This window comes from Streptomyces flavofungini (assembly GCF_041028215.1).
Classification (GTDB): Bacteria; Actinomycetota; Actinomycetes; order Streptomycetales; family Streptomycetaceae; genus Streptomyces; species Streptomyces flavofungini_B.
On record NZ_JASKYR010000263.1, the window covers coordinates 1 to 10,286 of the forward strand.

At 72.3% G+C, this 10,286-nt stretch carries 9 protein-coding genes; 6 read left to right on the forward strand and 3 right to left on the reverse strand.

Annotation, left to right across the window (positions count from 1 at the left end; all coding sequences use genetic code 11):
• On the forward strand, positions 1 to 1,078 hold a 1,078-nt coding region (locus AB8Z36_RS19280), incomplete at its 5' end, for a haloacid dehalogenase-like hydrolase (RefSeq protein ID WP_369214579.1).
• A 51-nt stretch (positions 1,079 to 1,129) separates the two neighbouring features.
• On the opposite strand, the gene AB8Z36_RS19285 is transcribed toward AB8Z36_RS19280, so the two are convergent.
• Together AB8Z36_RS19285 and AB8Z36_RS19290 are read right to left on the reverse strand one after the other, a co-directional pair.
• Positions 1,130 to 2,089: an alpha/beta hydrolase family protein gene (locus tag AB8Z36_RS19285; RefSeq protein WP_369214580.1), complete on the reverse strand. Its 960-nt coding sequence runs from the start codon at positions 2,087 to 2,089 to the stop codon at positions 1,130 to 1,132.
• Between the two features lie 192 nt (positions 2,090 to 2,281).
• Complete coding sequence (locus tag AB8Z36_RS19290) at positions 2,282 to 2,578, reverse strand: hypothetical protein (RefSeq protein ID WP_369214581.1); 297 nt, start codon at positions 2,576 to 2,578, stop codon at positions 2,282 to 2,284.
• A 178-nt stretch (positions 2,579 to 2,756) separates the two neighbouring features.
• Here AB8Z36_RS19290 and AB8Z36_RS19295 point away from each other — a divergent pair, with 178 nt between their 5' ends.
• From AB8Z36_RS19295 to AB8Z36_RS19310, 4 genes are all read left to right on the forward strand, one after another.
• Positions 2,757 to 3,134, forward strand: a complete 378-nt coding sequence (locus AB8Z36_RS19295; protein WP_369214582.1) for an arsenate reductase family protein — start codon at positions 2,757 to 2,759, stop codon at positions 3,132 to 3,134.
• A 147-nt stretch (positions 3,135 to 3,281) separates the two neighbouring features.
• The gene (gene glnII / locus AB8Z36_RS19300) at positions 3,282 to 4,310 is read left to right on the forward strand and encodes a glutamine synthetase (protein ID WP_369214583.1); all 1,029 of its coding nucleotides are present in this window, start codon (positions 3,282 to 3,284) and stop codon (positions 4,308 to 4,310) included.
• A 440-nt stretch (positions 4,311 to 4,750) separates the two neighbouring features.
• Positions 4,751 to 5,371: a winged helix-turn-helix domain-containing protein gene (locus tag AB8Z36_RS19305; protein WP_369214584.1), complete on the forward strand. Its 621-nt coding sequence runs from the start codon at positions 4,751 to 4,753 to the stop codon at positions 5,369 to 5,371.
• Positions 5,372 to 5,452: 81 nt separating this feature from the next.
• A complete protein-coding gene (locus tag AB8Z36_RS19310) occupies positions 5,453 to 6,439 on the forward strand; it encodes an NAD-dependent epimerase/dehydratase family protein (RefSeq protein ID WP_369214585.1) in 987 nt (328 codons plus the stop codon).
• A 127-nt stretch (positions 6,440 to 6,566) separates the two neighbouring features.
• Here AB8Z36_RS19310 and AB8Z36_RS19315 read toward each other — a convergent pair whose 3' ends face one another.
• On the reverse strand, positions 6,567 to 8,756 hold the full coding sequence (locus tag AB8Z36_RS19315; protein WP_369214586.1) for an MMPL family transporter: 2,190 nt from the start codon (positions 8,754 to 8,756) through the stop codon (positions 6,567 to 6,569).
• A gap of 270 nt (positions 8,757 to 9,026) precedes the next feature.
• Between AB8Z36_RS19315 and AB8Z36_RS19320 the strand changes: the two genes are divergently transcribed.
• A partial coding sequence (locus AB8Z36_RS19320; protein WP_369214587.1) for a sensor histidine kinase occupies positions 9,027 to 10,286 on the forward strand: 1,260 nt, incomplete at its 3' end.

The window sequence follows — 10,286 nt, forward strand, 5'->3', positions numbered from 1 at the left end:
CGCGGGTGCCGTGGTCGCGGGGGGCGCGCTCTGGCCCGCCTCGGGGGCCGAGGCCGCCTCCGCCAGGAACGCCGCGGGCGAGCTCACGCACTGGCCGAAGCCCGTCGCCGAGAAGCTCGGCAAGGTCATCGCGGCCAACGACCACAAGGGCGCCTACGCCGTCTTCGACGCGGACAACACCACGTACCGCAATGACCTGGAGGAGTCGCTGCTGCCCTTCCTGGAGATGAAGGGCGTGCTCACCCGGAAGTCCATGGCCCCCTCCCTGAAGGTCATCCCCTTCAAGGACACCGCCAAGCACAAGGAGAGCCTCTACAGCTACTACAACCGGCTCTGCGCGGTGGATGACCAGGTCTGCTACCCGTGGGCCGCGCAGATCTTCTCGGGGTTCACGCTCAAGGAGCTCAAGGGGTACGTCGACGAGCTCCTCGCACGGAAGAAGCCGGTCCCGGCCGAGTACTACGGCGAGGACGGAAAGCTCACCCGGACCGAGGTGAAGCCGCCGGAGTTCTCCCGCGGCATGCGGCAGCTCTACAGGACCCTGCGCGCCCACGGCATCGAGGTGTACGTCGTCAGCGCGGCCAGTGAGGACCTGGTCCGCATGGTCCTCGCCGACCCGAAGTACGGCTACGGCGTCAAGCCGCAGAACGTCATCGGAGTCGCCCTCCAGCTCAAGGACCGCGGGACCGGGGACGTCACCAGCTCCCGCAAGGAGATCGCCGAGGGGCGCTTCGGCGAGAAGGAGCGCGCCGCGCTCATGAAGCGCGAGCTCACGCCCCACCTCTGGGCGCCGCTGACCTGGTACGAGGGCAAGCCCGCCGCCATCAGCACCTACATCGACGAGTGGAAGAAGCCGATCCTCGCCGCCGGTGACACCCCGGTCAGCGACGGGCCGATGCTCTTCCACTCGGCCGACGTGGCGCACGGCGGCGTACGGGTCTGGGTCAACCGCAAGGACGCGTACATGGAGCAGCTCGACGGGATGAAGAGGAAGAACGCCGCGCGCCAGCGGGAGCTGGGGCAGAAGGTGACCGCCGACAAGCGGTGGCTGACGGTCACCCCGGAGCAGATCCGCTAGCGGGAGCCGAGGGCGGAGGCAGAGGCGGAGGCGACCTTCCGGACGACGCCGTTAGCCGAAGCTCCGTTCCACGAAGCTCCGTTCCTCCGCCGTCGCCCACGCCGCGACCTGCTTGGCGAGGCCGCCGCCCGCTCTCGCCCAGGCGAAGTGGTCCAGGCGGGCGCCCGCCTCCTGCGCGGTGTAGTGGCGCCGGGTGAGCCGCGCCCGGGGCACCTTGCCGAGCAGGTGGTCGAGGGCGGCGCCGGGGGCGAAGGTGTCGTGCTCCACGGAGACGGCGAGCACCGGGAGTCCGAGTCCGGCGAGGGCCGCTTCGTAGTCGAGCGTGGAGCCCTTGGGGGCGTACCGGCCGGTGCGTCCCTGCCGGGCCCAGTCGCGCATGACGCCCCTGGGCTGGTCGCCGCCGAAGCCGAGCCGGGACCCCGGCCAGCGGCCGAGCAGCGTCGACACCCCGGCGACCAGCAGCTCACCGAGGAGCAGAGCGGGGCCGCGCAGCGGTCCGTACGCGCGGAAGTGGACGGAACCCGAGGCCACGAGGATGACGCCGTCCACCGCGGGGCCGTGGCCCGAGGCGGCGTACAGCAGGGCGAGCTGGCCGCCGAGGCTGTGGCCGAGGAGGTGGAGCTGCGGCTCGGGACCCAGTTCCGCGCGGACCGCGGCGAGGACGGCGGGCAGATCCTCCTCGACCAGTTCGCGGTAGCCGTGGCCGAGCGCGTCGGGGTCGGTGGCGCGCGGCGTCGCCTCCCCCTGGCCGCGCAGATCGGTGGTGAGCACCGTCAGGCCCTCTTCGTGCAGCCGGTGCGCGAAGCGCCGGTAGAAGCGGGCGGGCGTGCCCATGGCGGGGAGGATGAGTACCGCGGGGGCCGGGGGCGGGCCCGGCGCCGGTGCCGAGCCGGACGGCAGGAAGCGCTCCGGTTCGGGGGCGCGCAGGGCGCGTACGGGGATGTGGGCACCGTCCGGCAGCTCTGCGGTCGTCAGGAGCGGCGGTTCGCCGACAGGGTCCTGGTAAGTCATGGCCACAGCATGACCCATCGCACAATCGACCGCCCAGGCTCGCGCGGCAAACGCCCGCCGCACCTGCGAGAACGTCCGAATCGTGTGCATTGAAGTGCGGGTTCATGGGTGCTTCACGGGTCGTTCACGCTTCACGCACGGATGGCGGGGCGGTACGCGCGGGTCAACCACCCCCGCGCGCACCGCACTTGCTCAGCGGCTGTACCGCATCAGCGCGCGCACCATGTGGCAGGTGATGTCGGACGGCGGGTGGATGCCGACGTCCTCCGCCATCCGCCGGATCGTGCTGTTCTTCGCCTGGTTGGGCAGATAGACGCCCGAGTCGAGCAGCGCTATCGCGAGGCGCATGGCCTTCAGGCGTCGGTTGTGGTTGACGTACCACTCGCGGGGACGGCCCGCGGGCAGTCGCCTCTTCTCCAGTGGTGCGTACGGCAGGTCGATCAGGACGGGTTGGGACACGGACTTCGTCTTCAGTGCGGCAGCGGGCACGGGCATCCTCCTGTCGCGATCGGGGCCCCCCGTCGGCGCCCTCGAACACTACTGTGATTCTACCGCCGAGCACTGACAATCATCCCTGGCCAGACGGGGTTTGCGGTATTCGAACAGAACCGTCTGCGGAGCCGCTGAAGGGCCCTGTGACGGGTGGTTCGCGGGTAGCGTGTGCGGCATGGAGATCTGGATCAATCCCGCCTGTTCGAAGTGCCGGAGCGCGATCGGCGTGCTCGACGCGGAGGGCGCCGACTACACCGTGCGCCGCTATCTGGAGGACGTGCCGGGCGAGGACGAGATCCGTGCCGTGCTCGGCCGGCTCGGGCTCGAACCCTGGGACATCGCGCGGACCCAGGAGCAGGCCGCCAAGGACCTCGGCCTCGCCGACCGGAAGGCCTGGCCGCGCGACGCCTCGGGCCGCGACCGCTGGATCACGGCGCTCGCCGAGCACCCCAGGCTGATCCAGCGGCCCATCATCACGGCGGACGACGGCACGGCGGTCGTGGCCCGCAGCGAGGAGGCGGTACGGGACGCGCTGTCCCGCACCGGCACGTGAGCCCGGCCACACCCGCCCCGGGTAACACGGGGTTCACCTGAGAGCAACGGCCGGGAAATGGCCGGTTGCCACTCTTCGGGGCATCACCACGGCACCGCGGCACCCGCACGTTCTGCGCCGTACCGAGCGTTATGAGGATGAGGCCCCGTGACCTTCAAGGCTGAGTACATCTGGATCGACGGCACCGCGCCGACCGCCAAGCTCCGTTCCAAGACGAAGATCCTCGCGGACGAGGTGAAGGGCGCGGAGCTGCCGCTCTGGGGCTTCGACGGTTCCAGCACGAACCAGGCCGAGGGCCACGCCTCCGACCGCGTGCTCAAGCCCGTCCACACCTGCCCGGACCCGATCCGCGGCGGCGCCGACGTACTCGTCCTGTGCGAGGTCCTCAACACGGACATGACGCCGCACGCGTCCAACACCCGCGCGGAGCTCGCCGAGGTCGCGGACCGCTTCGCCGGGCAGGAGCCGGTCTTCGGCATCGAGCAGGAGTACACCTTCTTCGAGGGCGACCGCCCGCTCGGCTTCCCCGTCGGCGGCTTCCCCGCCGCGCAGGGCGGCTACTACTGCGGTGTCGGCTCCGACGAGATCTTCGGCCGCGACGTCGTCGAGGCCCACCTGGAGAACTGCCTCAAGGCCGGTCTCGGCATCTCCGGCATCAACGCCGAGGTCATGCCGGGCCAGTGGGAGTTCCAGGTCGGCCCACTCGCCCCGCTGGAGGTCTCCGACCAGCTCTGGATCGCCCGCTGGCTGCTGTACCGCACCGCCGAGGACTTCAAGGTCTCCGCGACGCTCGACCCCAAGCCGGTGAAGGGCGACTGGAACGGCGCGGGAGCGCACACCAACTTCTCCACCCGGGCGATGCGCGAGGGCTACGCGCCGATCATCACCGCCTGCGAGTCCCTCGGCGAGGGCTCCAAGCCGATGGACCACGTCAAGAACTACGGCGCGGGCATCGACGACCGCCTGACCGGTCTGCACGAGACCGCCCCCTGGGACGAGTACAAGTACGGCGTCTCCGACCGCGGTGCATCGGTCCGCATCCCGTGGCAGGTCGAGGTGGAGCAGAAGGGCTACATCGAGGACCGCCGCCCGAACGCCAACGTCGACCCCTACGTCGTGACGCGCCTGCTCGTCGACACCTGCTGCACCGCCCTGGAGAAGGCGGGCCAGGTCTGATCCCGGCCGTGCCGCCGCTACGCCGCCGAGGGCGCCCACCGGTCCGTCCGGCGGGCGCCCCCGGCGTTCCCCGGCAGTCCCGGCGGCCCCGGCGGTCCCGGCATGACGGACCGCCCGGGGAGCGCCGGTTTCCGGCCAGGGAGTGTCCATCGGCCGTCCCGGTGGGTGAGAGGGGATCACCGGCTCCGGGCCCATCTGCTTCAATGGACGTCATGGGCAGCCACCAGAACACCGCGACGGGTCGTCATGACCTTGAGCCCTTCTGGCCCTCCCGGCAGCATCACGACTTCGACCGGGTGTGTTGCCGCGCGATGAACGCGCGGGCCCTGTAAAGCCGTTGCACCCGGCCTGAAGCCGCCGCAACCGGCCTTCGCCTGACGCGCACGACGTACGTCTCGTTCTCGACGACTCCTTCTTCGCGCGAAAGAGCTGACCTCACCATGGCGAACACCCGTTCCTTCTCCGCTTCCGCCTCCGCCGCCGCATCCGCGACCGCCCCCGTCGGCGCTCCCCTGCCGTCCGGCCGCGCCCGGCTGCGGGCCGTCGACCCCGACGAGGCCCGCACGGTCGTCCGCATCCCCGACCTCCTGCCGCCGGGCGCCACCTGGCTGCCCGCGCCGCAGCACGCCCTGCCGACGCTGCCGGGCCAGCCGCCGATGGTCGGCTATCTGCTCCTCGTGCCCGCCGGACAGGAGCAGGCCGCCGGGCAGGAGTCCGGCGGGCCCGAGGCCGTACTGGCGGGTCCCAGGGGGGCGGCCCCGTCCGGCTCCTCGGGGCCCGTCGCCATCGATCCCGTGCGGCGTGCCGCCGAGGTCGACGGGCGGCCGCTCGACCTCACGTACCTGGAGTTCGAGCTGCTCGCCCACCTCGTGGCGCACCCGCACCGGGTGCACACCCGAGACCAGTTGGTGACCACCGTGTGGGGCTACGGCCACGTCGGCGACGGCCGCACCGTGGACGTCCATGTCGCGCGGCTGCGGCGCAAGCTCGGCGCCGAGCACCGCCGGACGATCCAGACGGTACGGCGGGTCGGCTACAAGTACGTGCCGCCCGCCCGCTGACCTGCGGCGTCGAGGGGGGCGTGACTCTGCTGCGAGCAGAAGGAGTTCCCCTCGGCGCGGGCCCCGGGGCAGAGTCACCCCATGAGACTTCTGATGCTGGGCGGTACGGAGTTCGTGGGGCGCGCCGTCACCGAGGCGGCGCTCGCCCGGGGCTGGGACGTGACCGTCTTCCACCGGGGCCGTCACGCGGCGCCCGAGGGTGCCCGGGCCGTGCACGGTGACCGTACGGCCGAGGACGGGCTCGCGGGGCTCGCCGAGGGCGAGTGGGACGTCGTGGTCGACACCTGGTCGGCGGCGCCCCGGGTGGTGCGCGCCTCGGCCCGGCTGCTCGCGGGCCGGGCGAAGCGCTACGTCTACGTCTCCAGCGCCTCCGTCTACCGCTACCCGGGCGCGGCGGGCTCCGACGAGGACTACCCCGTGGTGGACGGCGACCCGGACGCGGAGGCGACCGCCTACGCGGAGGACAAGCGGGGCGGTGAGCTGGCCGCGGTCGCCGGGTTCGGCGCCGAGCGCACGGTGCTCGCCAGGGCCGGTCTGATCCTCGGCCCTTACGAGAACATCGGGCGGCTGCCGTGGTGGCTGAACCGGGTCGCGCGCGGCGGTCCCGTCCTCGCCCCCGGGCCCCGCGACTCCGAGATCCAGTACGTCGATGTGCGGGACCTCGCCGAGTGGGTCCTCGACGCGGGCGCTGCCGGGCTGCACGGACCGTACAACCTGGTCAGTCCCCTGGGGCGGTTCACGATGGGTGAGCTGCTCGACGCGTGCGCCGAGGTGGCGGGGCCCGGGGCGTCGCTGCGCTGGACGGCGCCGGACGTGGTGCTCGACGCGGGCATCGAGCAGTGGACGGAGCTGCCGGTCTGGCTGGCGCCCGGCGAGCTGCACGACACGATGCACAAGACGTCCTCGGAGAAGGCGATCCTGTCGGGCCTGAGGACCCGCCCCGTCGAGGAGACGGTCCGGGACACCTGGACCTGGCTCCGCTCCATCGGCGGCACCCCGCCCCAGCGCCCGGACCGCCCGGCCGTCGGCCTCGCCCCGGAGAAGGAGGCGAAGGCGCTGGGCCTGTGACCAGGGCCGGTGGTGGCGCCCGGCCAGCGCCTCGACCCGTATGAGACTCACGTCGGACACACGCCGCGTCCCCCGGCGCCTTCCCGCGCCGGGGGACGGTCCTGGCGGGGCCTCGGCCCGCCTGCGGTCAGCGTCCGGCGTACGCCTCCTCCGGGTGGCGGCCCGGCCGCGCGGCCGGGATCTCCTCGCTGTGCGAGATCCGCGGCAGCCAGGAGAGCCAGCGCGGGGTGTGCCAGTTGCGTTCGCCGAGCAGGGTCATCACGGACGGCAGCAGGATCATGCGGACCACCGTGGCGTCGAGCAGGACCGCGACACCGAGGCCCACGCCCATCTGCTGCATGTCCTGCATGGACAGCGTGCCGAAGACCGCGAAGACCGCCACCATGATCACGGCCGCGCCCGTCACCGCACCCGCGGTCCGCGTGATGCCCTCGCGGATCGCGGTCCGGTTGTCCATGCCCCGGTCGCGGGACTCGCGGATACGGGAGACCACGAAGACGTGGTAGTCCATCGACAGACCGAAGAGGACGACGAGGACGAACAGCGGCATCCAGTTCTCGATCGCGCCGACCTTCTCCGAGCCGATCAGCTCCGCGCCCCAGCCGTGCTGGAAGACGGCCGTCATGACGCCGTACGCGGCGCCCACGGACAGCAGGTTCAGGAGGATCGACGTCACGGCGATGACCACCGAGCGGAAGCTGAGGAGCATCAGCAGGAACGTCACCGCCGCGATGAAGGCGAAGACCGGCACGATGCCCCTGCTGAGCTGGTCGCTGAAGTCCTCGGATGAGGCCAGGTCACCGCCGACGTACGCCTCGACGCCCTGGTCCGCGAGGCCGTCGAAGGCGGCGGGGACCAGGTCGTCGCGCAGCTCGCCCAGCGCCTGCTTGGCCGCGGCGTCCGTGCCGTCACCGGGCAGCGGCACCGCGATCTCGGCGACGCCCGCCGCCTTGTGGACGGTGAGTTCGGCGCCCTCGCCCGCCTTCTCGGTGAGGCCGTCAAGGGCGGAGCGCACGCGGGGGGCCGTGACGTCGTCGGCCTTGACGACCACGCGGGCGGGGGCCGGGCCGCCGGGGAACTCTGCGGTGATCTTCTTGTACGCGACGGAGAGCGGGGCGTCGGAGCCGAACTGCTTCTCCAGGCCGAGCTGTTCGGTCCTCATGCCGAGCGCGGGCGCCGCCAGGGCGAGCAGCAGCACGGCCGAGCCGACGGCGAACACCTTCGGCCGGGCGAGCACCGGCCGAAGGGCCTTGCCCGCGAGGGCGCCACCGGCCTGCGCGCCCTTCCTGGTGCGGCGGTTGAGGAACGGGACGCGGCCCGCTTCGATCCGGTCGCCGAGCGACGCGAGCAGCGCGGGCAGGACCGTCACGGAACCGAGCATCGCCACGCACACCACCAGGATCGTGGCGACGGCGAAGCCCTTGAAGAGCAGCAGACCGGAGAGGAACATGCCGGCCATCGCGACCATCACCGTCAGCCCCGAGACCAGGACGGCCCGTCCGCTGGTGGCCGCGGCGATCCGCAGCGCGGTCTCCGCGTCCCGCCCCGCGGCGCGCTCGTCGCGCTCGCGGCGCAGATAGAATAGGCAGTAGTCGACGCCGACCGCGAGACCCATCAGGAACATCACGGAGTACGTGGTCTCGAAGAGGTGGAGGCGGTGGCTCGCGAGGGAGAGCAGTCCGAACGCCGCCACGCACGCCGTGAGCGCGAGGCCCACCGGGAGCAGGGCTGCGACCACCGCGCCGAAGGCGACGAGCAGGATGCCGAGGGCCAGCGGCACCGCGGTGAACTCGGCCTTCTTCAGGTCGTCGGCGAGCAGGTCGGAGAGGTGCTTCTCGGAGCTGGCGTCGCCGAACTCGTACACCGAGACGCCGTCCGCCGCCTTCTGACGCGCCTCGTCGACCGCGTCGAGCACCGGCTGGACGCGGTCGGCCGCCTCGTCCGACGCGCCCTTGATCTCGAAGCGGAGCAGCGCCTCCCTGCCGTCCTTCGAGGGCAGCGGCGCCTGGACGCCGCGGACCTCGCCGGTCGCGGTCAGCGCCGTGGAGAGGTCGGCCGCCGCCTCGCGCCAGCCGCCCGCCGTGCGCGCGGAGACCATGACCAGCTCACCGGCGGGCTCGTCGATGCCCGCGTCCTTGAGGATCTTCTCGGCGCGGCCCGAGTCGCCGGTCCCCATCTCGTCCTCGGAGGCGGTCACCATGCCGGAGGCACCGCCGATGACCGTGGCGAGCACCACGAAGACCAGCCAGCCGAGAATGGCTGCCTTGCGGTGGTGTGCGCTCCACACCCCGAGCCGTGCCGCGAAGTTCCGCCTCATGGCGTCTCTCCCCCATCAGTTCTGCTCAGTCCTGCACGAATAAGCGTTGGTTAAGACCTGAACCACGCTAGGAATCCGGGCCGGGGCGCCCCAGCCGAGCAACCCCCCAATGCCCGAAGCACAGGGCGAGGCCGGGGGGTGTCGTCAGGTACACCACCGCTCGGGTGGAGGGCCCAATGACCCGCGTCCACCGCACGGGCGAGACTGTTCCCGTGCCCGGCGCAGGACGCGACGGGCGGCACGGGGTGCTGACGAGAGGGACGGACGGCCATGACGAGGCTGAAGGACGCAGTGATCGCGGGGGCCCGGGGCCTCTATCTGGCGATCGTCGCCTGGGTGGGCGCGACCGTCCTCTTCGTGCTCTCGGTCGTCTCGATCACGCTCGTCCTCATCGGGCTCGGCATCTTCACCACCCCCGCCGTCCTCGCGGCCACCCGCGCGTACGCCGACGCGCAGCGGGCCAGGGCCGCCGCCTGGTCCGGGGTGACCATCCAGGACCCGTACCGCACCTACGCCGCCGCTCCGCGCCCCGGGCTCGCCGGACAGGTGGAGCGCTGCACCCGGCTCCTGAAGGACCCGGCGACCTGGCGGGACCTCCAGTGGCTCTTCGTGAACATGACCGCGGGACCCGTCGTCGTGATCCTCGCCCCGGCCCTGCTGCTCTACATGGTCTACGGCTGGGTGCTCGCGCTCGGCGTGTGGAAGCCGATCCACGAGGCGGGCGGCGGCGAGTGGTTCGCCTTCATCCACGTCACCTCGCAGACCACCGCCGACCAGGCGGCCGTGCTCGGCATGGGTTTCTTCCTGCTCGGTGTCCTCGTCAACCCGGCCCTCGTCCGGGCCCACTTCCTGCTCTCCCGCGCGTTCCTCGCGCCCACCCCGGCCATGCGGGAGCGGCAGCTCGCCCAGCGCGTCGACCGGCTGACCGAGACCCGGCACGACGCCGTGGACAACTCCGCGGCCGAGCTGCGCCGCATCGAGCGCGACCTGCACGACGGGGCGCAGGCCCGGCTCGTCGCGATGGGCATGGACCTCGGCACCATCGAGGCGATGATCGAGACCAACCCCGCCAAGGCCAAGGAGCTGATCGCCAAGGCCCGGCAGAACTCCGGCGAGGCCCTCACCGAACTGCGCGACCTGGTCCGCGGCATCCACCCGCCGGTCCTCGCCGAGCGCGGCCTCGGTGACGCCGTGCAGGCCCTCGCGCTGCGCCTTCCGCTGCCCGTCGAGGTGACGGTGGAGCTGCCGGGGCGGGCCGGGGCGCCGGTGGAGTCGGCCGCGTACTTCGCGGTGAGCGAGACGCTGACCAACGCGATCAAGCACGCGGGCGCCGAGCGGGTCTGGGTCGACCTGCACCACGGCGACGGCATGCTGCGCATCGCGGTCACCGACGACGGCAAGGGGGGCGCCCGCGTGCTTGATCGCGTTGGTCAGCGTCTCGCTCACCGCGAAGTACGCGGCCGACTCCACCGGCGCCCCGGCCCGCCCCGGCAGCTCCACCGTCACCTCGACGGGCAGCGGAAGGCGCAG

Coding starts and splice junctions, on each gene's coding strand:
- AB8Z36_RS19285 (WP_369214580.1), bottom strand. CDS start 2,089: ATGACTTACCAGGACCCTGTCGGCGAACCGCCGCTCCTGACGACCGCA.
- AB8Z36_RS19295 (WP_369214582.1), top strand. CDS start 2,757: ATGGAGATCTGGATCAATCCCGCCTGTTCGAAGTGCCGGAGCGCGATC.
- AB8Z36_RS19305 (WP_369214584.1), top strand. CDS start 4,751: ATGGCGAACACCCGTTCCTTCTCCGCTTCCGCCTCCGCCGCCGCATCC.
- AB8Z36_RS19310 (WP_369214585.1), top strand. CDS start 5,453: ATGAGACTTCTGATGCTGGGCGGTACGGAGTTCGTGGGGCGCGCCGTC.
- AB8Z36_RS19315 (WP_369214586.1), bottom strand. CDS start 8,756: ATGAGGCGGAACTTCGCGGCACGGCTCGGGGTGTGGAGCGCACACCAC.